Annotated in this window: 21 protein-coding genes; 18 read left to right on the top strand and 3 right to left on the bottom strand. The window is 69.1% G+C overall.

Annotated elements, in window-relative coordinates:
- The 7 genes from glyA to CR157_RS03800 all read left to right on the top strand — a co-directional run bounded on the left by glyA (position 1) and on the right by CR157_RS03800 (position 7,128).
- Positions 1-1,266 carry a serine hydroxymethyltransferase gene (glyA, locus tag CR157_RS03830; protein WP_110282814.1) on the top strand — a complete coding sequence of 422 codons (1,266 nt, stop codon included), beginning with the start codon at positions 1-3 and terminating at the stop codon, positions 1,264-1,266.
- A gap of 215 nt (positions 1,267-1,481) precedes the next feature.
- Positions 1,482-2,417, top strand: a complete 936-nt coding sequence (locus CR157_RS03825; protein WP_110282193.1) for an HAD-IIB family hydrolase — start codon at positions 1,482-1,484, stop codon at positions 2,415-2,417.
- Entirely contained in the window at positions 2,414-3,634 is a 1,221-nt protein-coding gene (locus CR157_RS03820; protein ID WP_110282192.1) for a glycosyl transferase, read from the top strand. The genes CR157_RS03825 and CR157_RS03820 overlap by 4 nt, the downstream gene beginning before the upstream one ends.
- A 103-nt stretch (positions 3,635-3,737) precedes the next feature.
- A complete protein-coding gene (locus tag CR157_RS03815; protein WP_110282191.1) occupies positions 3,738-5,147 on the top strand; it encodes an MBL fold metallo-hydrolase RNA specificity domain-containing protein in 1,410 nt (469 codons plus the stop codon).
- 165 nt (positions 5,148-5,312) lie between these two features.
- Positions 5,313-6,194 carry an MBL fold metallo-hydrolase gene (locus tag CR157_RS03810; protein ID WP_110282190.1) on the top strand — a complete coding sequence of 294 codons (882 nt, stop codon included), beginning with the start codon at positions 5,313-5,315 and terminating at the stop codon, positions 6,192-6,194.
- 62 nt (positions 6,195-6,256) lie between these two features.
- Positions 6,257-6,718 carry a YeeE/YedE family protein gene (locus tag CR157_RS03805; protein WP_110282189.1) on the top strand — a complete coding sequence of 154 codons (462 nt, stop codon included), beginning with the start codon at positions 6,257-6,259 and terminating at the stop codon, positions 6,716-6,718.
- A complete protein-coding gene (locus CR157_RS03800) occupies positions 6,715-7,128 on the top strand; it encodes a DUF6691 family protein (RefSeq protein WP_110282188.1) in 414 nt (137 codons plus the stop codon). Before CR157_RS03805 ends, CR157_RS03800 begins: the two co-directional genes overlap by 4 nt.
- Before the next feature lie 31 nt (positions 7,129-7,159).
- On the opposite strand, the gene dsbG is transcribed toward CR157_RS03800, so the two are convergent.
- Entirely contained in the window at positions 7,160-7,918 is a 759-nt protein-coding gene (gene dsbG, locus CR157_RS03795; protein WP_110282813.1) for a thiol:disulfide interchange protein DsbG, read from the bottom strand.
- A gap of 105 nt (positions 7,919-8,023) precedes the next feature.
- Positions 8,024-9,835: a sugar phosphorylase gene (locus CR157_RS03790; protein ID WP_110282187.1), complete on the bottom strand. Its 1,812-nt coding sequence runs from the start codon at positions 9,833-9,835 to the stop codon at positions 8,024-8,026.
- A 152-nt stretch (positions 9,836-9,987) separates the two neighbouring features.
- On the opposite strand from CR157_RS03790, the gene nrdR reads away from it, so the two are divergent.
- The 11 genes from nrdR (at position 9,988) to CR157_RS03735 (ending at position 22,971) form a co-directional block, all read left to right on the top strand.
- Complete coding sequence (gene nrdR, locus CR157_RS03785; RefSeq protein WP_110282186.1) at positions 9,988-10,470, top strand: transcriptional regulator NrdR; 483 nt, start codon at positions 9,988-9,990, stop codon at positions 10,468-10,470.
- A 27-nt stretch (positions 10,471-10,497) separates the two neighbouring features.
- The gene (gene ribD, locus CR157_RS03780; RefSeq protein ID WP_110282185.1) at positions 10,498-11,622 is read left to right on the top strand and encodes a bifunctional diaminohydroxyphosphoribosylaminopyrimidine deaminase/5-amino-6-(5-phosphoribosylamino)uracil reductase RibD; all 1,125 of its coding nucleotides are present in this window, start codon (positions 10,498-10,500) and stop codon (positions 11,620-11,622) included.
- Between the two features lie 197 nt (positions 11,623-11,819).
- Positions 11,820-12,989, top strand: a complete 1,170-nt coding sequence (gene ribBA / locus CR157_RS03775; protein ID WP_110282184.1) for a bifunctional 3,4-dihydroxy-2-butanone-4-phosphate synthase/GTP cyclohydrolase II — start codon at positions 11,820-11,822, stop codon at positions 12,987-12,989.
- An 87-nt stretch (positions 12,990-13,076) separates the two neighbouring features.
- Complete coding sequence (gene ribH / locus CR157_RS03770) at positions 13,077-13,571, top strand: 6,7-dimethyl-8-ribityllumazine synthase (protein ID WP_110282183.1); 495 nt, start codon at positions 13,077-13,079, stop codon at positions 13,569-13,571.
- The gene (nusB, locus tag CR157_RS03765) at positions 13,568-14,074 is read left to right on the top strand and encodes a transcription antitermination factor NusB (RefSeq protein ID WP_110282182.1); all 507 of its coding nucleotides are present in this window, start codon (positions 13,568-13,570) and stop codon (positions 14,072-14,074) included. The genes ribH and nusB overlap by 4 nt, the downstream gene beginning before the upstream one ends.
- A 13-nt stretch (positions 14,075-14,087) precedes the next feature.
- Positions 14,088-15,056, top strand: coding sequence for a thiamine-phosphate kinase (gene thiL, locus CR157_RS03760; RefSeq protein ID WP_110282181.1), 969 nt, complete (start codon positions 14,088-14,090; stop codon positions 15,054-15,056).
- Positions 15,053-15,526, top strand: a complete 474-nt coding sequence (locus tag CR157_RS03755; RefSeq protein ID WP_110282180.1) for a phosphatidylglycerophosphatase A family protein — start codon at positions 15,053-15,055, stop codon at positions 15,524-15,526. Before thiL ends, CR157_RS03755 begins: the two co-directional genes overlap by 4 nt.
- A 136-nt stretch (positions 15,527-15,662) precedes the next feature.
- Complete coding sequence (locus CR157_RS03750) at positions 15,663-16,901, top strand: DUF945 family protein (protein WP_110282179.1); 1,239 nt, start codon at positions 15,663-15,665, stop codon at positions 16,899-16,901.
- Between the two features lie 104 nt (positions 16,902-17,005).
- Positions 17,006-19,453: an endopeptidase La gene (gene lon / locus CR157_RS03745; protein ID WP_110282178.1), complete on the top strand. Its 2,448-nt coding sequence runs from the start codon at positions 17,006-17,008 to the stop codon at positions 19,451-19,453.
- A 514-nt stretch (positions 19,454-19,967) separates the two neighbouring features.
- Positions 19,968-21,812 carry a dihydroxy-acid dehydratase gene (gene ilvD, locus CR157_RS03740; RefSeq protein WP_110282177.1) on the top strand — a complete coding sequence of 615 codons (1,845 nt, stop codon included), beginning with the start codon at positions 19,968-19,970 and terminating at the stop codon, positions 21,810-21,812.
- A gap of 76 nt (positions 21,813-21,888) precedes the next feature.
- A complete protein-coding gene (locus tag CR157_RS03735) occupies positions 21,889-22,971 on the top strand; it encodes an oxidoreductase (RefSeq protein ID WP_110282176.1) in 1,083 nt (360 codons plus the stop codon).
- Positions 22,972-23,006: 35 nt separating this feature from the next.
- Here CR157_RS03735 and nudE read toward each other — a convergent pair whose 3' ends face one another.
- The gene (gene nudE / locus CR157_RS03730; RefSeq protein WP_110282175.1) at positions 23,007-23,618 is read right to left on the bottom strand and encodes an ADP compounds hydrolase NudE; all 612 of its coding nucleotides are present in this window, start codon (positions 23,616-23,618) and stop codon (positions 23,007-23,009) included.
- Between the last annotated feature and the right edge of the window lie 27 nt (positions 23,619-23,645).

Raw genomic sequence — 23,645 nt, 5'->3', positions numbered from 1 at the left:
ATGTTCAGCCGTGACATGCAGATTGCCGGTTTCGATGACGTCCTGTTCGATGCGATGCAGAAGGAAGTCGCTCGTCAGGAAGCACACGTCGAACTGATTGCTTCCGAGAATTACGCCAGCCCCCGGGTGCTGGAGGCCCAGGGCAGCCAGCTCACCAACAAGTATGCGGAAGGCTATCCCGGCAAGCGCTACTACGGCGGCTGCGAGTACGTCGATATCGTCGAGCAACTGGCCATCGACTATGCCAAGCAGCTGTTCGACGCCAGCTATGCCAACGTCCAGCCGCACTCGGGCTCCCAGGCCAACAGCGCCGTCTTCCAGGCGCTGGTCAAGCCGGGCGACACCGTGCTGGGCATGAGCCTCGACGCCGGCGGCCACCTGACCCACGGGGCCAGGCCCAACTTCTCCGGCAAGCACTACAACGCCGTGCAGTACGGCATCGATGCCACCGGCCGCATCGACTACGAGGAAGTGGCCCGCCTGGCCCGCGAGCACCGGCCGAAGATGATCATCGCCGGCTTCTCCGCCTACTCCCAGGTCATCGACTGGGCCAGGTTCCGCGAGATCGCCGACGAGGTGGGGGCGTTCCTGCTGGTCGACATGGCCCACATCGCCGGCCTGGTGGCCGCCGGGGTCTACCCGAGCCCGCTGCCTCACGCCCATGTGGTCACCACCACCACCCACAAGACCCTGCGCGGCCCGCGCGGCGGCCTGATCCTCTCCGCCGAGAATGATGCCGACATCGAGAAGAAGCTGCAGTCCGCGGTCTTCCCGGGTGGCCAGGGTGGCCCGCTGGAGCACGTCATCGCCGCCAAGGCGGTCTGCTTCAAGGAGGCCATGGAGCCCGGCTTCAAGGCCTACCAGCAGCAGGTGGTGACCAACGCCCAGGTCATGGCCGGCGTGTTCATCGAGCGCGGCTTCGACATCGTCTCCGGCGGCACCGAGGACCACCTCTTCCTGCTCTCGCTGATCAAGCAGGGCCTGACCGGCAAGGACGCCGACGCCGCCCTGGGCCGTGCCCACATCACCGTCAACAAGAACGCCGTGCCGGGCGACCCGCAGAGCCCCTTCGTCACCTCGGGCCTGCGCATCGGCACCCCGGCGGTGACCACCCGCGGCTTCGGCGAGGCCGAGTGCCGTGAGCTGGCCGGCTGGATCTGCGACATCCTCGACGTCATGGCCGAAGGCGCCGACACCGCCGCCATCGAGTCCGAGGTGAAGGGCAAGGTCGAGGCCGTCTGCACCCGCTTCCCCGTCTATCGCTGATGGGCCGGGCGCGAGAGCGCCCCGCACTCGACGCCCCCTCATGGTGCACCATGAGGGGGCGTTTTCATGTGCTTCTCCGGTGTGCGCCGTCATCCGGCAGCGGCGCCGCTGCCGGTCGGTCGGTGGTGAGACGCCGTTCCGTGCCGGTTATCGCTAGGCTGGCACGCTCCCTGCATCAGGCATGACGACTTCACCACCATGGAGCCGGACACGCCATGCCCCAGCACGCTTCCCGTGACTCGGTCACCCAGGACCCCGCGCTTCGTCCGCGCCTGCTCTTCACCGACCTGGACGGTTCGCTGCTCGATCACCACAGCTACGACTGGTCGACTGCGCGGCCCTGGCTCGCCCGGCTGACAACGCTCGGGGTGCCGGTGATCCCGGTGACCAGCAAGACCCGCAGCGAGATCGTGCCGCTGCGCCAGGCCATGGGCCTCATGGATACGCCCTTCATCGCCGAGAACGGCGCCGTGGCCGGGCTGCCGCCGGCCTGGTGCCACGCCCGGCTGGACCGCGGCCCCGGCCCCGACGGCCTGGTGATCAAGACCCTGGGAGTGGACATCGGCTTCATCCGCAAGCGGCTCGCGGTGTGGCGTGATCGGCTGGGTGTGCGCTTCACCACCATGAGCGAGATGTCGCTGGAGGAGCTGGCCGGCTTCACCGGCCTGGCGGAACCTGAGGCGCGGCTGGCGCGGATGCGCGAGGGCAGCGAACCGCTGGTCTGGGCCGATGACGACGACGGGCTCGTGGCCTTTCGGGAAGGACTCGAGGGCGATGGCCTGCGCCTGGTCCGTGGCGGGCGCTTCTGGCATGTCACCGGCGAGTCCCACAAGGGCAGCGCCGTGAGCTGGTTGATCGAGCGCTTCCAGGCGCTGCGCGGCAGCCGCCCCCTGACCCTGGGGCTCGGCGACGGCCCCAACGATATCGCCATGCTCGAGCGCGTCGACCAGGCGGTGGTGATCCGCGGTTGTCACGGGCTCGAGGTGTCGCCGCAGCAGCCGGCGCTCTATCGCAGCGAGGCGACCGGACCCGCCGGCTGGGCCGAGGGGGTGGCCTACTGGTGGGGGCGAGCCGACCGCCGGGTGATTCCGGCGGAGGTCCGGGAAGCGCGTGAGGTGTCCAGGCGTGAAGCCTCGGGGGAGGCGACATGAGCGACTTCCACCAGAACGGCATCGTCACCGACTTCCACAACCTGACCCGCCGTCCGCTGGCCGAGCTCGAGGACGACCTGGTGCGCTTCTCGGCACGCCGGCCCATGAGCCTGATCCTGCCGTCGCTGTTCTCGGAGCTGGAGGGGCCGGCGCTGGCGCACATCGTCGACGAGATCGCCCGGGTGCCCTACCTCGCCGAGGTGGTGATCGGCCTCGATCGCGCCGACCGCGCGCAGTTTCTCCACGCCCGGGAGTTCTTCTCGACGTTGCCCCAGCACCACCGCATCCTGTGGAACGACGGCCCCCGGCTGCGGGCGCTGGATGCCGAGCTGGAGGCGCAGGGGCTGGCCCCCCAGCAGCCCGGCAAGGGCCGCAACGTCTGGTACTGTGCCGGCTATGTCCAGGCCTCGCAGCGTGGCGCCGTGGTTGCCCTGCACGACTGCGACATCCTCACCTACGATCGGGGGATGCTGGCGCGGCTGTTCTATCCGGTGGCCCACCCCCACTTCAACTACGAGTTCTGCAAGGGCTACTACCCGCGCATCGCCGAGGGGCGGCTCAACGGCCGGGTGTCGCGGCTGATGGTCACGCCGCTGCTGCGGGCGCTCAAGAAGATGCACGGGCCGCTGCCCTACCTGGAGTACCTCGACAGCTACCGCTATGCGCTCTCCGGCGAGTTCTCGATGCGTGCCGAGGTGCTCGACGGCATCCGCATCCCCGCCGACTGGGGCCTGGAGATCGGCGTGCTCTCCGAGGTGCACCGCAACTATTCGACCAAGCGGCTCTGCCAGGTCGACCTGGCCGACGCCTACGATCACAAGCACCAGCCGGTCTCGGAAGAGGACGCCTCGAGCGGGCTCAACCGCATGAGTCTGGACATCGCCAAGGCACTCTACCGCAAGCTGGCCACCCAGGGTGTGACCTTCAGCGCCGAGGGCTTCCGCACCCTCAAGGCCACCTACTACCGCCTGGCGCTGGACCTGATCGAGGCCTACGACCACGATGCGGTGATGAACGGCCTGAGCCTGGATCGCCACGGCGAGGAGCGCGCGGTGGAACTGTTCGCCGCCAACCTGCTCGAGGCGGGCAGTGCCTTCCTCGACAACCCCGGCGAGCGGCCCTTCATCCCCAGCTGGAACCGGGTCAAGGCGGCAATTCCCGATCTGCCGGATCGCCTGGCCGAGGCCGTGGAGCGCGACAGCGCCGGCCAGGTGTGATCCAGCGCAAGTCCGCGCCACCGAGCCCGCGGCGGGCTGCGCGCGAGCCGGCCTGATCCAGTATGCTGAAGGCATGGGTTCGCAGGGAAAGGATCGAAACGCCATGTCGACACTGACTTTCCAGGGGGCGGTCGGCGAGGTCACCGGCTCGCGATACCTCATCGAGGTGGATGGCGACGGCGGCTCCCACCGGCTGTTGCTGGAGTGCGGGCTGCACCAGGGTGGGGCCGATGCCAACGAGGCCAACGCCAGGCCCTTCGGCGCCCTGGCCGGGAAACTCGAGGCGGTGGTGCTCTCCCATGGCCACCTGGATCACGCCGGGCTGCTGCCCAAGCTGGTGCGCGAGGGCTACCGCGGGCCGATCCATTGCACCCGCGGAACGCGGGACCTGCTCGACATCATGCTGCGCGATGCCGCCTTCGTCATGGCCAAGGATCTCGAGTGGGAGAACAAGTGGCGCAAGCGCAACGGCAAGCCATCGGTCGAGCCGCTCTATGAGCTCGAGGACGTTGAGCGCACCCTGGCGCTCTGCGAGTCCCACCCCTACGGTCAGCCGGTCAGGCTGCCCGGCGGCGCGACCCTGGTGTTCCGCGACGCCGGCCATATCCTCGGCTCGGCCATCGTCGAGCTGACCATCCCCTCCGGCGGCCAGGCCAAGCGCCTGGTCTTCTCCGGGGACCTGGGCAACCCCGGTTCGGTGCTGATGAAGGATCCCGAGAAGGTCTTTGATGCCGACCTGGTGCTGATGGAGAGCACCTACGGCGATCGTGACCACCGCCCCCTGGACGAGACCCTCGAGGAGTTCGCCCGGGTGCTGGAGGAGGCCCATGCCGATGGTGGCAACGTGCTGATCCCTGCCTTCGCCGTGGGGCGCACCCAGGAGATCCTCTACCACCTCAGCGTGCTCTACCATGAGGGGCGACTGCGCCAGCAGATGGTGTTCCTCGACAGCCCCCTGGCGATCCGCGTCACCGAACTCTACCAGCGAGCGCGCAAGTCGCTCGACCCCGAGGATCTCAAGGTGCTCAACGTGGCCGCCAGCGGCGACACCAGCCGGTACCTGCCGATCCTGCGGCTGACCCGCACGGTGGAGGAGTCCATGGCCATCAACCGCATCCATGGGGGGGCGATCATCATTGCCGGGGCGGGGATGTGCAACGGCGGGCGCATCACCCATCACTTCCGCTACAACCTGGAGAAGCCCAACACCCGGCTGGTGATCGTCGGCTTCCAGGCCGCCGACACGCTCGGCCGACAGCTCGTCGACGGGGCCGAGCGGGTACGAGTGTTCGGCCAGGACCTGGCGGTGAAGGCCAGGGTGCACACCCTCGGTGGCTTCTCGGCCCACGCCGGCCAGAGCCAGTTGATCGGCTGGGCCGGGGCCTTCCGCAACGCGCCGCGCTTCTACCTGGTGCACGGCGAGCCGGGGGCCCAGCAGGTGCTCAAGCGGACCCTGGCCGAGAGCGGCATCGAGGCCGAGATTCCTGCCTACGGCGACCGCATCGAGATATGACCGTGCCCTACCCTTGGAGACCTACCGGCGCCGACGGTGGTCGAGTTCGATAACGACGGCGACGGTCGGCTCGCTTCTATATAATTAAATAATCTAATCTTAGAACCTGTTTTCGGGTATGCTGTCGCCATCTCGTGAGGCAGCGACATTCAGGAGGTTCCTTCCATGTCCAAGCCAACCGCGGCCCGACCCATTGTCACCCACTTCTTCGACCATCCGAGCAACACCTTCAGCTATGTGGTGCAGGATCCCTCGAGCCACGCCTGCGCCATCCTCGACTCGGTGCTGGATTTCGACTACGCCTCCGGGCGTACCGACGTGCGCTCCGCCAACGCGATCATCGCCTTCATCGAGCGCGAGGGCCTGGCCGTGGAGTGGCTCCTCGAGACCCATGTCCACGCCGATCACCTCTCGGCCGCCCCCTACCTGAACGAGGCGCTGGGCGGGCTGACCGGCATCGGTGCGAAGATCACCGTGGTCCAGGAGGTCTTCGGCAAGGCCTTCAATGCCGGCACCGAGTTCGCCCGCGACGGCAGCCAGTTCGACCGCCTGTTCGAGGAGGGCGACACCTTCACCATCGGCCACCTGGAAGGGCGGGTGCTGCATACCCCGGGCCACACCCCGGCCTGCCTGACCTACGTGATCGGCGATGTCGCCTTCATCGGCGACACCCTGTTCATGCCCGACTACGGCACCGCGCGCTGCGACTTCCCCGGCGGCGATGCGCGCACGCTCTACCGCTCCATCCAGAAGGTGCTGGCGCTGCCGGGCGAGACCCGCCTCTTCCTGTGCCACGACTACAAGGCGCCGGGTCGCGAGGAGTACCAGCACGAGACCAGCGTGGCGGAGCAGCGTGCCCTCAACGTGCACGTCCACGAGGGCATCGGCGAGGAGGAGTTCGTCAGGATGCGCACCGAGCGCGACGCGACCCTCGGCATGCCGAAGCTGATCATTCCCTCGGTGCAGGTCAACATGCGCGCCGGGGAAATGCCGCCCCCCGAGGACAATGGCCAGGTCTACCTCAAGGTGCCGATCAACCGGTTCTGAGGGCCGGCCGGCGACCCGCTGGCAGCCCACCCATGACATTGCACAATCGAAGGAGACGCATCGTGGATGTGACAGCGAGCCTGCAGGGGCTGGTCGGCGGTGTGCTGATCGGCCTCTCGGCCACCTGGTTGATGGCGACCCTGGGTCGTATCGCCGGCATCAGCGGGATCATCGGCAATCTCATCACCGTCAGGCCGAAGGGCGACAGCGCCTGGCGCCTGACCTTCCTGCTTGGCCTGATCAGTGGCCCTATCGTGCTGATGCTGCTTGGTGGCGGGCTGGGCAATGTGGCCGGTAGCCCGGATGGGGTGGTTGGCGAGCCGGCCGGCGGCGTGGCGGCGATGCTCGTCGCCGGTGTGCTGGTGGGGGCGGGCACCGGGCTCGGCAGTGGCTGCACCAGTGGCCACGGCGTCTGCGGCCTGTCGCGGCTGTCGGTGCGCTCGATGGTGGCCACGGTGACCTTCCTGGTGACGGCCATCGTCACCGTCTTCGTGGTGCGGCACCTGATCGGAGGTGGGGCATGAGAACCTTGATGGGCTATATCGCCGGCCTGTTGTTCGGCCTCGGCCTGGGCATCTCCGGGATGACCGACCCGGCCCGGGTGCTGGGCTTCCTGGATATCTTCGGTGCCTGGGACCCGACGCTGATGTTCGTGCTGGGTGGCGCCGTGGTGACCACCTTCATCGGCTACCGGCTGGTCTTCCGTCGTCCCGGCCCGCTCTTCGCCGAGGCCTTCCAGCTGCCGACCCGGCAGGACCTGGACGGACGACTGATCGGCGGCGCCGCGTTGTTCGGCATCGGCTGGGGACTCTCGGGCTACTGCCCGGGGCCGGCCTTCGCCTCCATTGGGGGGCTCACGGCGCCACTGCTCGCCATGCTGGTGGCGATGATCGCCGGCTGGTTCCTGGCCCGGGCGATTCCCGCCCGGGCCTGAGGTTCCGCCTGTCGGGGATGGCGCACGGTGCTCAAGGTGCCGCGCCACCCATCAGCTCGAGCAGATGCTCGTCGTCGGGCATGCCCTGGGTGCGTATCAGGCGGTCTCCGTCGCGTGCCATGGTCGTAGGGGTGGCGATCAGACCGAGCTCCTCGAAGAGCTGGTTGTTGTCGTAGACCTGCTCCTCGATCTCCCGGGGTTGGGCGGAGGGGGCGATCGACTCGCCGCTCTCGTGCTCGTGCAACGCCGAGGCGGGGTCGTCGGCCCCCAGCAGCGCGGCCGCCTTGGCCGGGCTGTCCTGGCCCAGCACGCCGACCATGATATGGCGCAGCTGTACCTCGCCGGCCTCGACCCACGGCCGCACCTCCTTCCAGAGCTGCCGGCAGAAGGGGCAGTTGGGGTCGGTGAAGGTGTAGACCACCCGTTGCGCATCGGGGTCGCCGTCGAGGATCCAGTGGCTGTTCTCCAACCTCTTCCAGAGTTCGGCAGTCTGGGCCGCGCGTACGTGCTCGTCGAGCGGGGCGCTGGAGAGGTCGTTGCCCTCGGCGTCCACCAGGGTGCCGACCACCGCATGCTCACCGTCGGCGGTGACATAAACGGCGAGCTCGCGTCCCTGGGCACTGGCGGCGTAGCCGGTCAGGCCCCCGGGGGCCGAGAACTCGGCATGGATGGTCAGGCCCTGGTCGGCGAGGGCCTGGACCGGGGCCGGCCAGTGATCGTCGGCCAGCACCGGGGCCGCCGCGGCGAACACCAGCAGGCCGGCGCGGAAAGCGAGAGGGAGGGAGCGCATGTCGTGGTTCTTGTCCATTCGTGGGCATGCTGTCCCGCTGACATTAGCATGCCGTCATCCCCTTGCCTTCCTTCCGGCATCCTCTCTTCGGTCACCCCAGGGCGTTCACCCGTCCTCGACGATGTCATCGCCGGGCAATACCAGCCAGAGGCTGCGGTAGGGGGCGAGGCTCTCGCCCCGCTGCCAGGGCGCGTTCTCCAGCAGGTCGAACCAGCGGTGCCGGCCGAGAACGGCGAGGCCCAGCGGCTGGCGCCGGTCGCTGACATTGTGGATCGCCAGCAGGCGGCGGCCATCCGCCAGCGGGCCCCGTTCCAGTACCAGCAGTTCCGCGGCCGAGGGCACGACGCGCTGCGGAGCATCGGGATGGAAGCAGGGCTCCTCGCGACGTACCGCCAGGCGTCGCTTGAGGGCCAGGAAGACCTCTCGGGTCGGGGTGTTGCGGCTGTCGAGCAGTTCGTCCAATTCGTCGCGCTGCCAGTGGCGGCGGTTGATCGAGCGCAACCGCCCGCTGCGCTCGACACCCTCGTGGTCGTTGAGGGTGCCGGTCAGCGAGTGCAGGTAGAGCGCCGGGATGCCCTGCAGCGCCAGCATCAGGTGCTGGCTGCACAGGAAACGCTCCACCTGCCAGGGGTCCGGGCCGCGGTGCGTGCCCTGCATCGCCTCGAACCAGGTGATGTTGATCTCGTAGGGGCTGTCGCTCCCGTCGGCGTCGGCGCGCATGCTGACGAAGCCGCCGAAGCGGTGCATCAGCTCCAGCAGTGCCTCGATCTCGTGGGGTGGCAGCCAGCCCTCGAGCGGCCGTACCCCGATGCCGTCGTGGCTGGCGGTGAAGTTGAGGTAGCTGCAGCCCGGGGGCAGGGCGGGTAGGCTCTCGAGCCAACTGGCCAGGGTGCCGGCCTCGCCGCTGGTCAGGGTGTGAAGCAGCAGCGGCGGCAGGGGGAACTGGTAGACCAGATGGGCCTCGTCGGGGGGAGAGGGAAGACGATCGAGGCCCCCGTCCGAAAGACGATCGAGACCAAAGTAGCTGAGGTTCTCGCGATGGGGCACGTTGGTCTCGGTGAGCAGCAGGGTGCCCGGCGCCATGTGGTCGATGATGGCGCGCAGCAGTCGCACCACCTCGTGGGTCTGGGGCAGGTGGATGCAGGGGGTGCCGACCTCCTTCCAGAGGTAGGCGATGGCGTCCAGGCGGATGACCCGGGCGCCCTGCTCCAGATAGAAGAGCAGGATGCCGACGAACTCCAGCAGCACGTCGGGGTTGGCGAAGTTCAGGTCGATCTGGTCCTCGGAGAAGGTCGCCCAGAGGTGACGGGTGCCGCGGCGGGTCGATACCGGCACCAGCAGCGGGCTGCTGCGCGGGCGCACCACCGCCGAGAGGTCGGTGGCCGGGTCCATCTCGATGAAGAAGTCGCGCCCCGGCAGGCTGCCGCTCAGGTAGTCGACGAACCACAGCGATTCCCGCGACACATGATTCAGCACCAGGTCGACCATCAGGTCCCGGCGTTCGCCGAGCCGTCGGATATGCGACCAGTCGCCCAGCGCCGGGTCGACCTCGCGATAGTGGATTACCGAGAAGCCGTCGTCGCTGCTCCAGGGGAAGAACGGCAGCAGGTGGATACCGCTGAAGGTCTCCGGCAGGCGCGCCTCGAGGAAGGTCTCCAACGCCTCCAATGGCGGTCGGTCGCCGTCGAGCAGGCTGTCACCGTAGGTGATCAGCCACTGGTCGCGCTCGCTCCACAGCGGCATCGGCTTGCTGTGCCGGCGAGCCGGCATTGCACCACGCCGGTGCGAAAGCAGGGTCAGCAGGCGCCGCAGCACCTCCTCGGCGCGGGGGCCATAGAGGAAGGCCAGGCGGGCGCGGGCCCGGTCGATGAAGGCGGTCTCGTCCAGGGGGCGGGAGAGCGAGCGGGAGAGCGTCATGGGAAATCCGTCGATTGGCCGGGATGTCGTACGCCGCAGGCGTCGTGTCTTCCCTTGCAGGTCATGTGCCAACCGGGTGCATGCTGGGCGCTGACCCCGCAAGCCGTTACAATGCGAGATCGCTCACTTCACGTCGACCCCGGAATCCATCGATGCACTGTCCCTTCTGCGGAACCCATGACACCAAGGTGACCGACTCCCGGCTGGTGGCCGAGGGTGACCAGGTGCGTCGCCGCCGCCAGTGCGTGGCCTGTGGCGAGCGCTTCACCACCTACGAGACCGCCGAGCTGGTCATGCCGCGGGTGGTCAAGGGCGACGGTTCCCGGGAAACCTTCGACGAGAGCAAGCTGCGTGCCGGCATGCTGCGCGCCCTGGAGAAGCGCCCGGTCAGCGCCGAATCGATCGAGGCCGCGGTGGAGCGCATCCGCCAGACCCTGCGGGCCCGCGGCGAACGGGAGATCCATGCCCGCGACATCGGCGAGGAGGTGATGCACGCCCTCAAGCGCCTCGACCAGGTCGCCTATATCCGTTTCGCCTCGGTCTATCGCCGCTTCCAGGACATCGACGAGTTCCGCGCCGAGATCGACCGTCTGGCCCAGGAGCCGAGCTTCCGCCCGGACGACCCCCAGGACTGACGCCTTCCCACTCCAGCAAGGATTCCCATGGCCAAGCAGACCCCCGAAGCCTGGATGGCCCGGGCCCTGGAGCTGGCTCGCCGGGGCCTCTACACCACCGATCCCAACCCCCGCGTCGGCTGCGTGCTGGTCAAGCATCGCCGCCTGGTCGGTGAGGGGTTCCACCGGTGTGCCGGCGAGCCCCACGCCGAGGTGCATGCCCTGCGCGCCGCCGGCGCGGCCGCCCGGGGCGCCACCGCCTACGTGACCCTCGAACCCTGCTCCCACCAGGGGCGAACCGGCCCCTGTGCCGTGGCGCTGATCGAGGCCGGGGTGAAGAAGGTGGTGGTGGCCATGGCCGACCCCAACCCCGCCGTGGCCGGCCGCGGCATCGCCATGCTGCGCGAGGCCGGCGTCGACGTCGACGTGGGCATTCTGGAGGATCAAGCGAGGGAGCTGAATCCGGGCTTTATCATGCGCATGGACCATGGCCGTCCCTTCGTGCGGCTGAAGATGGCCATGAGCCTCGACGGGCGTACCGCGATGCGCTCCGGCGAGTCCCAGTGGATCACCGGCCCCCAGGCGCGGCGCGAGGTGCAGCGACTGCGGGCCCGTTCCAGCGCCGTACTCACCGGCGTGGAGTCGATCATCTTCGACAACTCGCGGCTCACCGTGCGGCCGGCCCAGCTCGAGCTCGACGAGGCGGAACTCATCGCCGGGCGCCAGCCGTTGCGGGTGGTGGTCGACAGCCACCTGCGCCTGCCCCAGGCGGCGGCCTGCCTGCGGGAGCCCGGCCGTACCCTGGTGGCGACCCGTGCCGACCCGGATCCCGAACGGCGCGAGCGACTCGAGACGGCCGGCGCCGAGGTGGTGGTGATGCCCTCGGCGGCCGACGGCCGGGTCGACCTCCATGCCCTGCTGCGTCACCTGGCCGAGGTGGAGCAGGTCAACGAGGTGCTGCTCGAGACCGGGGCGACGCTCGCCGGCGCCATGCTCGACGCCGGCCTGGTGGACGAGATGCAGTTGTTCGTGGCCCCGACCCTGCTCGGCGGCGAGGCGCGTCCGCTGTTCGCCCTGCCGGGGCTCGAGCGCATGGCCCAGCAGCGCCCGCTCGACATCCTCGATATCCGGGCCGTGGGCCGCGACTGGCGCATCACCGCCCGGCCTCGCTAGGCGAGCCACGAGCTGCGAGCGGTTGGTAACCACCCCGATAAGACGGAGATAGTTTGGAGCCCGAAGCCCGAAGCCAGAACTGGCGCCCGACGCCGCGCCACGGTACCCTGACGCCGTTTCGAGGCGGGGCGTTGCGCGCCGGCGACCCGACCGTCGCCGCGTCACGACATCCGCCACGCTGAATTTCTGGAGATTCCATGGTGCACTCCTCCTCCTCCGGGGGCCTGGCCCCCATCGAAGACCTGATCGAGGACATTCGTCAGGGCAAGATGGTGATCCTCATGGACGACGAGGATCGCGAGAACGAAGGCGACATCATCATGGCCGCCGAGAAGGTCGAGGCCGCGCACATCAATTTCATGGCGCGTCACGCCCGCGGCCTGATCTGCCTGCCGATGACCCGCGAGCGCTGCGAGCGGCTGCGGCTGCCACTGATGGTGCGCGACAACGGCACCGGCTTCGGCACCAAGTTCACCCTCTCCATCGAGGCCGCCGAGGGCGTGACCACCGGCATCTCCGCCGCCGACCGCGCGCGCACCGTGCAGGCCGCGGTGGCCCGTGACGCCAGGGCAGAGGACATCGTCCAGCCCGGCCACATCTTCCCGCTGATGGCCGAGCCCGGCGGCGTGCTGCGCCGTGCCGGCCATACCGAGGCGGCCTGTGACCTGGCGGCGCTGGCCGGCCTCGACCCCAGTGGCGTGATCTGCGAGATCATGAACGACGACGGCAGCATGGCGCGCCGCCCGGAGCTCGAGCGCTTCGCCGCCGAGCACGGCCTGAAGATGGGTACCATCGCCGACCTGATCCACTACCGCATCCACAACGAGCAGACCGTGGAGCCGGTGGAGGCCACGCCGGTGAACACCGCCTTCGGCGAGTTGACCCTGCACGTCTTCCGCGACCGCATCCAGGGCGCCCACCACCTGGCGCTGGTCAAGGGGCACCCGACCCCCGAGGCGCTGACCACGGTGCGCGTGCACCTGGCCGACGTCATGCGCGACCTGCTCGGCCTGCAGCAGGGCGAGGGCGGCCACTGGACGACCCATAGCGCCCTCGCGGAGGTCGCCCGCGCCGATCACGGCGTCTTCGTGCTGCTCGACGACGGCCGTCCGCGCCAGGACTTCCTCGACTACCTCGAGGTGTTCCTGGAGCGCCGCCGTCCCCCGCGTACCAGCGATTCCGACGGCGCCGGCAACTACCTGACCATCGGCACCGGCTCGCAGATCCTGCGTCACCTGGGCGTTGGCCGCATGCGCCTGCTCAGCTCGCCGTGGAAGTTCTCGGCACTCTCCGGCTTCGACCTGGAAGTGGTCGAGCGGCTCGGGCCCGAGGACCGGGCTCCCGAGGACGACGTCCCCGGCGCCTGAGACCGACGAACGACGATCATCAACGGCACGGCACCGGCCGTGCCCCTGCGGATTCAGCAGGACGGGATTCACGAGGAACCTGGAACCATGCAACCGATTTCCCAAGTCGAAGGCAGCTTCGTCGACGTCGATGGCCGCTACGTGATCGTGGTGGGTCGCTTCAACCACCATGTGGTCGACAGCCTGGTCGAGGGCGCCGTGGACAGCCTGGTGCGCCATGGCGTCGATGGCGAGCACATCGATATCGTCCATGTCCCCGGGGCCTGGGAACTGCCGCTGGCGGTCAAGCGGGTGCTCAAGGTCGTGCGCCCCGAGGCGGTGATCGCGCTGGGCGCGGTGATCCGCGGCGGCACCCCGCACTTCGAGTACGTGGCCGGTGGCTGCAATGCGGCCCTCGGCAACCTGCAGCTCGAGTTCGATACCCCCATCGCCAACGGCGTGCTCACCGTCAACTCCATCGAGCAGGCCATCGAGCGCTCCGGCACCAAGGCCGGCAACAAGGGTGCCGAGGCGGCCATGGCGGCCATGGAGATGGTCTCGCTGCTGCGCTGCTTCAGCGACGATGACGGGGGTGAGGCATGAGCGACGAGCGCACCTCCCGCACACCCTCCAGGGCCCAGCTGTCGCGGCGCGCCGCTCGTGAGCTGGCGGTGCAGGGGCTCTACCAGTGGCAGATGACCGGCAAGTCGATCACCGCGGTGGAGGCGGAGTTCCGCAGCCAGGTGGCCGACGACGACCTCGAGGACCACGAGAACTGGCGCAAGGTCATGGAGATCGCCGACCTGGCGCTGTTCCATGAGCTGCTGCACAACGTGGTGCGCTTCAAGGCGGAACTCGACGCCACCATCTCCCCCTTGCTCGACCGTCGCCTCGAGGACCTCGATCCCATCGAGCTGGCCATCCTGCGGCTGGGGACCTACGAGCTCTCCCGGCGTCTCGAGGTGCCCTATCGGGCGGTGATCAACGAGGGTGTCGAGCTGGCCAAGTCCTTCGGTGCCACCGACGGGCACAAGTACGTCAACGGCATCCTCGACAAGCTCGCCGGGCGGCTGCGTGCCGCCGAGGTCGCCGCCCGTCGCCGCTGAAGGTTGCCGCCGGATGCACAACGAATTCGAACTGATCGCCCGCTACTTCACGCCGGCGCCCCCCGCCCCCGAGGCCGGGGTGGCCCTGGGCGTGGGCGACGACTGCACCCTGCTCGCCCCCACCCCGGGACAACGCCTGGCGGTCAGCGTCGACACCTCGGTGGCCGGCGTGCACTTCCCCGATGCGGCGCCGGCCGAGGCGATCGGCCACCGGGCCTTGGCGGTGAGCCTCAGCGACCTGGCGGCGATGGGCGCCCGTGCCCGCTGGTGCCTGATGGCGCTGACCCTCGCCCGGGCCGATGATGCCTGGCTGGAGGGCTTCTCCCGGGGCTTCCGGGCGCTGTGCGCCGCCACCGGCACCGCCCTGGTGGGGGGCGACGTGACCCGGGGCGCGACCACCATCGGCGTGACCGTGATGGGCGAGGTCGCCCCCCGGGCCGCCCTGACCCGCGGCGGGGCCCGTGCCGGCGACCTGCTGGCGGTGACCGGCGCCCTGGGCGGCGGGGCCGGCGGGTTGGCACTGTGGCAGCGGGGCGAGCGCGACCCCGCCCATCCGCTGCTGGTGCGCTACCTGTGGCCCCAGCCGCGGCTGGCGGCCGGCGAGGCCCTGCTGGGGCTGGCCACGGCGGCCATCGACATCTCCGACGGCCTGCTGGCCGACCTCGGGCATGTCCTCGAGGCCTCCGGCGCGGGCGCCGAGCTCGAACTCGAGGCCCTGCCGCTGGCCGAGGGGCTGGTGGCGGCCCTGGGTGACGAGCAGGCCCGACGGGCCGCCCTGGGCGGCGGCGATGACTACGAGCTGCTGCTGACGCTGCCCGCCGAGCGGCTGGACGAGGCCCGCCGGCGTCTGGCCGCCCTCGGCCTGCCGCTCACCGTGATCGGCCGGATCACCGACACGCCGGGCGTGGTCGGGGCGGAAGACGGCGTCCCCGGCGGCTGGCAGCACTTCCAGGGCCAGCCTGACCAGGGAGAGAGGCCATGAACCGCGCGCCGGCCAGCGTCTGGCACCGTCCGACCCATTTCCTCGCCTTCGGGCTCGGCAGCGGCGCCGTGCCCTGGGCCCCCGGCACCTTCGGGACCCTGGCGGCCATTCCCTTCTACTGGCTGATCTCCGAACTGCCCCTGAACTGGTACCTGGCGCTGGTGACGGTGTCCTTCATCGCCGGCATCTGGCTGTGCGACAAGACCTCCCGCGACCTGGGGGTGCACGACCACTCCGGCATCGTCTGGGACGAGTTCGTCGGCTACTGGATCACCATGGCGGCGGTGCCCTTTTCCTGGGAGGCCGCGCTGTGGGGGTTCGTCGTCTTCCGCATCTTCGATGTCTTCAAGCCCTGGCCGATCCGCTGGGCAGACCGCCGCGTGGCCGGTGGCTTCGGGGTCATGATCGACGATGTGCTCGCCGGCATCTACGCCTGGAGCACGATGCACCTGTGGTTATGGTTACACTGACGAGACGAATCGGTAACATGTCGATACACGGCGCCATGTGCGTGCGTGTGGCCTGCGACATGCCTCGGTGTCTTGCGATGGCCTGAGTCTCGGTAGCGGGTTGCCGGTGCCGGCATCCAGGGGAGGGGAGGCCGCGATGCGCAAGGAACGACTGATCGTCCCGGTGGTGGTGGGGCTGGCGGTGGTCTGGGCGGTGGCCCAGCTCGTCGCCGGGCTGCTGTTCGAGCGGGAGCTCGCCCGGGCCATCGACGACCTCGAGGCGCGGGGCGAGCTGGTGGTGGAACGCACCGATATCGAGCGGGGCTGGCTGACCTCCAGCGGGACCATTCGGCTGGCCCCCCTGCTGGGCGATGCCTGGCAGCTCGAGCTCAGCTACGAGGCGCGCCATGGCGTGCTCAGCACCCGCGTCGACGGCCAGGTGATGCCGCGCCTCGGGCCGCATCAGGTGCGGCTGTTCGGCGATGCATTGCCCTCCACACCGCCGCGCTGGCGCGCCAGCTACCGCACCCTCGGTGGCACTCTGGACGGCAACATCCAGTTGGCGCCCTTCATCGCCCGGCAGGGCGAGCGTCAGCTGGACTTCGCCGGTGGCGAGATCCGCTTCGATGGCGAGTATGGCGACTGGCACCTGCTGGCCCGCATCGAGGCGCTGAAGCTGAGCGACGGCCGGGCCACCCTCGAGGCGGGCCCGGTCGTCCTCGAGAGCCGCTATGCCTACACCGCCGGCGCCCACCACTTCACCCAGCGCGACCTGCTGCGCACCGAGCGCCTGGCCTGGCGCCAGCCCGACCTGGAGCTGGAGGCGCGGGACCTGGTCTACCGGAGCCTGATGCATCTCGATGAGCGCGAGCTGAGCATCGACGGCGAGTTGACCATCGGCGAGGTGCAGGCCGCCGACCAGCTGCTGCTCACCGGCCGGGTGGGAATGGCGCTCTCGCGGATCAACGCCGATGCCCTGCGTGGCGTGCTGGCCGAGCTGCGCGACGAGGCGGCCCGGGGTGATGCCGCCCGGGAAGGGCGCGAACTCCTGGCCAGGCTGGAGCCGGGACTGATCGCCATGCTGCAGGATTCGCCGCGTCTCGATGTCACCGCGGTGGACCTGGACAGCCCCATGCTCGGCCTGGCGGTCCACGGCGACGGCGCGCTGTTCTTCGATGCCCGTCACCTCGACGAACTCAGCCTGCTCGGGCTGGATGACGAGCGGCAGCGGGTGCGCTGGCTGTCACGGCTGGACGGTGACTTCACCTGGCACGATGTGCCCACGGTGGTGGCCCTGTGGCTCGGCCTGCCGCTGGATACCCGCACCCTGGAGATCGACGTGGTGCGCGGCCAGGTGCGGGTCAACGGGCGTCCCCTGCCGCCGCTGTGGCGTTGAGCCGCGACGTTGTCGTGGGCCTCGCGACTTGAAGTCGGTACCTGTCGCCCGCATTCCTCTAACCAGTTTGCTTGCGTACACAACTCGGATCAGGACGACACGCCATGAGCGACGATCAGGAGCGCCCCGGGGACCCGGAGGTCCCGGGCTGGGCTCGGGAGCCATACGATGACGGGGACGAGCTTCCCTTCGACGAGGAGGAGCAAGGCCGCGGCCACGCCGTGGTGCCAGCCAGGGAGACCCTGCCCGAGCGCATCTACCTGCTGCCGATCCATAACCGGCCGTTCTTTCCCGCCCAGGTGCAGCCGCTGGTGATCAACCGCGAGCGCTGGGAGGAGACCATGCGCCGGGTCGGCAAGACGCCGCACCATGTCGTGGGGCTCGCCTTCGTCGGCGAGACCGCCGTCGAGGAGCTCGGGCACGAGCACTTTCCCGAGGTCGGTACCGCGGTCAAGGTCCACAAGCTGCAGGGCGAGGAGCAGCAGATCCAGTTCATCGCCCAGGGGCTGCAGCGCTTCAGGATCCGGCGCTGGCTGTCGAAGACGCCGCCCTACCTGGTGGAGGTGAGCTATCCCCGCGAGCCGGTGGACGCCGAGGACGACGAGGCCCGCGCCTACGCCATGGCGCTGATCAACGGCATCAAGGAACTGCTGCCGATCAACCCTCTCTATGGCGAGGAGCTCAAGCACTACCTCAACCGCTTCAGCCCCCACGAACCGGGGCCGCTGACCGACTTCGCCGCGGCCATCACCTCGGCCAAGGGACACCTGCTGCAGGATGTGCTGGCGACCCTGCCGGTGGTGACGCGGATGCAGAAGGTGCTGCCGCTGCTGCACAAGGAGATCGACGTCGCCCAGCTGCAGAGCGAGATCAGCGAACAGGTCAACGCCCAGATGCAGGAGCGCCAGCGCGAGTTCTTCCTGCGCGAGCAGCTCAAGGTGATCCAGCGCGAGCTCGGCATCTCCAAGGACGACCGAGAGAACGATGTCGACACCTTCCGCGAGCGACTCGAGGGCCTGACGGTGCCGCCCAGGGTGCTGACGCGGATCGAGGAGGAGCTCGACAAGCTCTCGGTGCTGGAGACCGGCTCGCCGGAGTACGGCACCACCCGCAACTATCTGGACTGGCTGACCTCGATGCCCTGGGGCGTGCACAGCGCCGACAACCTGGACCTCCCCCACGCCCGGGCCATTCTCGACCGGGACCATGACGGCCTCAAGGACGTCAAGGAGCGGGTCATCGAGTTCCTCGCCGAGGGCACCTTCAAGGGCGACGTGGGGGGCTCGATCCTGCTGCTGGTGGGGCCCCCCGGGGTGGGCAAGACCTCCGTCGGACGCTCCATCGCCGAGGCGCTGGGGCGTCAGTTCTACCGCTTCTCGGTGGGCGGCATGCGCGACGAGGCCGAGATCAAGGGGCATCGGCGCACCTACATCGGCGCCATGCCGGGCAAGCTGGTGCAGGCGCTCAAGGAGGTCGAGGTCGAGAACCCGGTGATCATGCTCGACGAGATCGACAAGCTGGGGCAGTCCTTCCAGGGCGACCCGGCCTCGGCGCTGCTCGAGGTGCTCGACCCCGAGCAGAACGTCGACTTCCTCGACCACTATCTCGACGTGCGCCTCGACCTCTCCAGGGTGCTGTTCGTCTGCACCGCCAACACCCTGGACAGCATCCCGCCGGCGCTGCTCGACCGCATGGAACAGATCCGCCTCGCCGGCTATATCGCCGAGGAGAAGCTGGCGATCGCCCGGCACCACCTCTGGCCCAAGCTGCTCAAGCGCGACCGCATCCCGAAGAAGCGTATCAACCTCACCGAGGCCGCGCTCAAGCAGGTGATCGAGGGCTATGCCCGGGAGGCCGGGGTGCGCCAGCTCGAGAAGCAGCTGCATCGCATCGTGCGCAAGGCGGCGGTCAAGCTGCTGGAGAATGGCCAGCAATCGGTGCGGGTCTCGGTGAACAACCTCGAGGCGTTTCTCGGCGCGCCGCTGTTCCGCAAGGAGCGGGTGCTCCAGGGCGAGGGGGTGGTCACGGGGCTCGCCTGGACCGCCATGGGCGGGGCGACCCTGCCCATCGAGGCCGGCAAGGTGCATGCGCTCGACCGCGGCTTCAAGCTCACCGGCAAGCTCGGCGAGGTGATGCAGGAGTCGGCCAACATCGCCTACAGCTACGTGCTGGGGCACCTGAACGAGTTCGGTGCCGATGCCGACTTCTTCGATTCCGCCTTCGTGCACCTGCACGTGCCGGAAGGCGCCACGCCCAAGGACGGCCCCTCGGCCGGGGTGACCATGACCACGGCGCTGCTCTCGCTGGCCAAGCATCGCGCCATCGGCCGGTCGCTGGCGATGACCGGTGAGCTGACGCTGACCGGCCAGGTGCTGCCGGTGGGCGGCATCCGCGAGAAGATCATCGCTGCTCGCCGAAGCGACATCTTCGAGGTGATCCTGCCCGAGGCCAATCGCCGCGACTTCGACGAGCTGCCCGACTTCCTCAAGGAGGGCATGACGGTGCACTTCGCCGGCCGCTACCCTGACGTGGCGCGGGTAGTGTTCGGCTGAAGGCGCCAAGCTGCTTGGAATGAGCAGCGAATGAGGGCCGTCGGGCGCTGCAGCGAAGCGATATCTACCCGGGAACGCTGGCTACGAGCGCAGCGGCGCGCGGAAATCGGCAGGGATGCCGATTTAGGGCCGGCAAGAGGGACCTCGATCCGGCCCGACGCGTTGGCCGCAAGCGAAGTGCCAGGGTTTCGTTCCCGGGATCGTGAGCGCAGCGGCCGGCTGGCCTCTTAGGCTTGGGAACGCGGCTTTCCCGGCGACAGGCCTTCGCGGAGGCGCTGTGAACCCTTCCTTGGGCGCTACTTTTTCCATCCCTGGAAAAAGACCTCCGCATCGACCTGTCCCCGGCGCCGCTCACGTCAGCAGGTACTTGCTAGCATCCTCCCGTCGCTTCCCACTTGTGGCAAGGCCGCGCCGCTCGTGCCAGAATCAACGGCCAACCTGGACACCGAGACCGTCGGGCCGCCCCTCCTGAGCGTGGGGCGGTCCAAGACGGCGTAAGCGCACAGAGGACACCATGCCCGAGTATCGTTCCCGCACCACCACCGCCGGCCGCAACATGGCCGGCGCCCGCGCCCTGTGGCGTGCCACCGGCATGAAGGACGACGACTTCCACAAGCCGATCATCGCCGTGGCCAACTCCTTCACCCAGTTCGTGCCCGGTCACGTGCACCTGAAGGACATGGGCCAGCTGGTGGCCCGCGAGATCGAGAAGGCCGGCGGGGTGGCCAAGGAGTTCAACACCATCGCCGTGGACGACGGCATCGCCATGGGCCACGACGGCATGCTCTACTCGCTGCCGAGCCGCGACATCATCGCCGACAGCGTCGAGTACATGGTCAACGCCCACTGCGCCGACGCCCTGGTGTGCATCTCCAACTGCGACAAGATCACGCCCGGCATGCTGAATGCCGCCATGCGCCTGAACATCCCGGTGATCTTCGTCTCCGGCGGGCCCATGGAGGCGGGCAAGACCAAGTTGCTCGACCACGGCATCGACCTGATCGACGCCATGATCTCCGCCGCCGACGACCGCTACAGCGACGCGGAGATCGAGGAGATCGAGCGCAGCGCCTGCCCGACCTGCGGCAGCTGCTCGGGCATGTTCACCGCCAACTCCATGAACTGCCTGATGGAGGCGCTGGGCCTGGCGTTGCCGGGCAACGGCACCGTGCTGGCCACCCACGCCGACCGTCGTCGCCTGTTCGAGGAGGCCGGCCAGCGCATCGTCGATCTCGCCAAGCGCTACTACGAGGGCGGGGAGAGCCACCTGCTGCCGCAGGCCATCGGCTCCCGGGCGGCGTTCGCCAACGCCATGACCCTGGACATCGCCATGGGGGGCTCCACCAATACCATCCTGCACCTGCTGGCCGCTGCCCAGGAGGGCGAGGTCGACTTCACCATGGCCGACATCGACCGGCTGTCGCGGGAAGTGCCGCAGCTGTGCAAGCTGGCGCCCAATACCCAGCAGTACCATATCGAGGACTGCCACCGCGCCGGCGGCATCATGGCGATCCTCGGCGAACTCGACCGCGCCGGGGTGCTCGATACCCGGGTGCCCACCGTCTACGGCGACACCCTCAAGGCGGCCCTGGACGACTGGGACATCATGCGCTCGCCGAGCCCCGAGGTGGTCGAATTCTACAAGGCCGGCCCCGGCGGCATCCCCACCCAGGAGGCCTTCTCCCAGGCCGCCCGCTGGCCGAGCCTCGACGGCGATCGCGCCGCCGGCTGCATCCGCGACCTGGAACATGCCTTCTCGCGGGAGGGCGGCCTGGCGGTGCTGTTCGGCAACATCGCCCAGGACGGCTGCGTGGTGAAGACCGCTGGCGTCGACGACTCCATCCTGGTCTTCGAGGGGCCGGCCCATGTGGTCGAGTCCCAGGACCAGGCCGTCGAACACATCCTCGAGGGCAGGGTGACCGAGGGCGAGGTGGTGGTGATCCGCTACGAGGGTCCCAGGGGGGGGCCCGGCATGCAGGAGATGCTCTATCCGACCTCCTATCTCAAGTCCAAGGGCCTGGGCAAGGCCTGTGCGCTGATGACCGACGGGCGCTTCTCCGGCGGTACCTCGGGACTCTCCATCGGCCATGTCTCGCCGGAGGCCGCGGCGGGTGGCGCCATCGGCCTGGTCGAGAGCGGCGACATCATCCAGATCGACATCCCCAACCGCGCCATCAACGTCAAGCTGACCGATGCCGAGCTCGCCGCGCGCCGCGAGGCGGAAGAAGCCAAGGGCAAAGATGCCTGGAAGCCGAGCATCCAGCGTGACCGCAAGGTCTCGGCGGCGCTCAGGGCCTATGCGCTGCTGGCCACCTCGGCGGACAAGGGCGCGGTGCGCGACCTGACCAGGCTCGATTGAACGGCCCCGACCCCGAACCCGACCCCGGCCCAGCGCCGGGGTTTCCTTCTGTTCCCTTCCGCAAGGAACCCCGACCATGAAAACCCATACTCTGAGTGTCGGCCTGGTCGGCTACGGCATGGCCGGCCGGACCTTCCACGCCCCCTTGATCCAGTCGGCCCCCGGGCTCGAGCTGACCGCCGTGGTCAGCCGCGATGCCGAGCGGGTGCATGCCGACCTGCCCGAGGTGGCGGTGGTCGACAAGGCCGCCAGGCTGTTCGCCCGGGCCGACATCGACCTGGTGGTGATCGCCACGCCCAACGACACCCACTTCCCGCTGGCCAAGGCGGCGCTCAACGCCGGCAAGCATGTGGTGGTCGACAAGCCGTTCACCATCACGCTGTCCGAGGCACGCCTGCTCAAGGCCCAGGCCGAGGAAGCCGAGCGGATGATCAGCGTGTTCCACAACCGGCGCTGGGACAGCGACTTCCTGACCCTCAAGGGGCTGGTGAAGGACGATACCCTCGGTCGGGTGGTGGCCCTGGAGTCCCGCTTCGATCGCTTCCGGCCGAACGTTCCCGACCGCTGGCGCGAGCAGCACGGGCCCGGCGCCGGCATCTGGTACGACCTCGGCCCGCACCTGCTCGACCAGGCCCGCGAGCTGTTCGGCATGCCCAGAGCGATCCTGCTGGATCTCGCCACGGTACGCGACGCTGCCGAGGTGGATGACGACTTCCTGGCGCTGCTGGAGTACGACGGGCTACGGGTCAGCCTTCAGGCCAGTACGCTGGCCGCCGAGCCGACGCCGCGCTTCCGGGTCCATGGTACCCGGGGCAGCTTCGTGAAATATGGCCTCGACCCCCAGGAGGACCGTCTCAAGGCCGGTGAGGCACCTTCGCCGCAGTGGGGGGAGGACCCGGTGTTGGCCAGCCTCACCCTGGCCGAGGGCGACGACGCCAGCCCGGTGGCTCGCGAGCTGCGCTGCCAGCCCGGCGACTACCTGGCTTACTACTCCGGCATCGCCGACCACCTGCTGCATGCCACCCCGGTACCGGTGGACATCGACGAGGCCATCGAGGTGATGACGCTGCTGGAGACCGGCCTCGACAGCTATCGCCAGGGGCGCTGGCTGAAGCTGAAGGAGGGTAATGGCCTCAGGAAGCGACTCCACACCCACTGAGCCCCGGCACGAGGGCGTCCCGGCGCTCCGCTCGCCTACCAGAGCGTCGGGGGTTCTGCCTCGTTGCGCAGTCGTTCCCGGGCGATGAACAGGGCGGCGATGGCCCGGGCCTCGTGGAAGTCCTCCCTGGCCAGCAGCGCCGGGAGCTCGTCGAGGGCGTGGGTCTCGACGATCAGCGGCTCCGGTTCGTCGCCGGGCAGCCGTCTCGGATACAGGTCGGTGGCCAGCAGCACCTGCATGCGGTGGCGCATGTAGTTGGGCGCCAGCGACAGTTCCACCAGCGGCTCGATGCGATGGGCCCCGAAACCGCACTCCTCCATCAGCTCGCGGTTGGCGGCGCTGACGATGTCCTCGCCGGGGTCGACCAGCCCCTTGGGCAGGGTCAGTACGTAGTCCTCGAAGCCGGCGGCATACTCGCGGATCAGCAGCACGTGCTCGGGGTCGGGCATGGCGACGATCATCACCGCTCCCTGGTCGCTGCCGGTGAGGCGCTCGAAGGTGCGCTCCTCGCCGTTGGAGAAGCGCAGCTCCAGCGCCTCGACATGGAACAGGCGGCTCCTCGCCACCGAGTGGCGCGCCAGCACGCTGGGCTTCTCGGGCCAGGACTTGTCGGCACGGGGGCTGTACGGGCCGGGGGAATCTGACATGGGCTCTCCCATTGAGCGGTCGTCGAG

The organism is Halomonas sp. LBP4, from assembly GCF_003202205.1.
GTDB lineage: Bacteria > Pseudomonadota > Gammaproteobacteria > Pseudomonadales > Halomonadaceae > Halomonas > Halomonas flagellata.
This window is presented reverse-complemented; position numbering and strand designations above follow the sequence as displayed.

Coding starts and splice junctions, on each gene's coding strand:
- glyA (WP_110282814.1), top strand. CDS start 1: ATGTTCAGCCGTGACATGCAGATTGCCGGTTTCGATGACGTCCTGTTC.
- CR157_RS03825 (WP_110282193.1), top strand. CDS start 1,482: ATGCCCCAGCACGCTTCCCGTGACTCGGTCACCCAGGACCCCGCGCTT.
- CR157_RS03820 (WP_110282192.1), top strand. CDS start 2,414: ATGAGCGACTTCCACCAGAACGGCATCGTCACCGACTTCCACAACCTG.
- CR157_RS03815 (WP_110282191.1), top strand. CDS start 3,738: ATGTCGACACTGACTTTCCAGGGGGCGGTCGGCGAGGTCACCGGCTCG.
- CR157_RS03810 (WP_110282190.1), top strand. CDS start 5,313: ATGTCCAAGCCAACCGCGGCCCGACCCATTGTCACCCACTTCTTCGAC.
- CR157_RS03800 (WP_110282188.1), top strand. CDS start 6,715: ATGAGAACCTTGATGGGCTATATCGCCGGCCTGTTGTTCGGCCTCGGC.
- dsbG (WP_110282813.1), bottom strand. CDS start 7,918: ATGCGCTCCCTCCCTCTCGCTTTCCGCGCCGGCCTGCTGGTGTTCGCC.
- CR157_RS03790 (WP_110282187.1), bottom strand. CDS start 9,835: ATGACGCTCTCCCGCTCGCTCTCCCGCCCCCTGGACGAGACCGCCTTC.
- nrdR (WP_110282186.1), top strand. CDS start 9,988: ATGCACTGTCCCTTCTGCGGAACCCATGACACCAAGGTGACCGACTCC.
- ribD (WP_110282185.1), top strand. CDS start 10,498: ATGGCCAAGCAGACCCCCGAAGCCTGGATGGCCCGGGCCCTGGAGCTG.
- ribBA (WP_110282184.1), top strand. CDS start 11,820: ATGGTGCACTCCTCCTCCTCCGGGGGCCTGGCCCCCATCGAAGACCTG.
- ribH (WP_110282183.1), top strand. CDS start 13,077: ATGCAACCGATTTCCCAAGTCGAAGGCAGCTTCGTCGACGTCGATGGC.
- nusB (WP_110282182.1), top strand. CDS start 13,568: ATGAGCGACGAGCGCACCTCCCGCACACCCTCCAGGGCCCAGCTGTCG.
- thiL (WP_110282181.1), top strand. CDS start 14,088: ATGCACAACGAATTCGAACTGATCGCCCGCTACTTCACGCCGGCGCCC.
- CR157_RS03755 (WP_110282180.1), top strand. CDS start 15,053: ATGAACCGCGCGCCGGCCAGCGTCTGGCACCGTCCGACCCATTTCCTC.
- CR157_RS03750 (WP_110282179.1), top strand. CDS start 15,663: ATGCGCAAGGAACGACTGATCGTCCCGGTGGTGGTGGGGCTGGCGGTG.
- lon (WP_110282178.1), top strand. CDS start 17,006: ATGAGCGACGATCAGGAGCGCCCCGGGGACCCGGAGGTCCCGGGCTGG.
- ilvD (WP_110282177.1), top strand. CDS start 19,968: ATGCCCGAGTATCGTTCCCGCACCACCACCGCCGGCCGCAACATGGCC.
- CR157_RS03735 (WP_110282176.1), top strand. CDS start 21,889: ATGAAAACCCATACTCTGAGTGTCGGCCTGGTCGGCTACGGCATGGCC.
- nudE (WP_110282175.1), bottom strand. CDS start 23,618: ATGTCAGATTCCCCCGGCCCGTACAGCCCCCGTGCCGACAAGTCCTGG.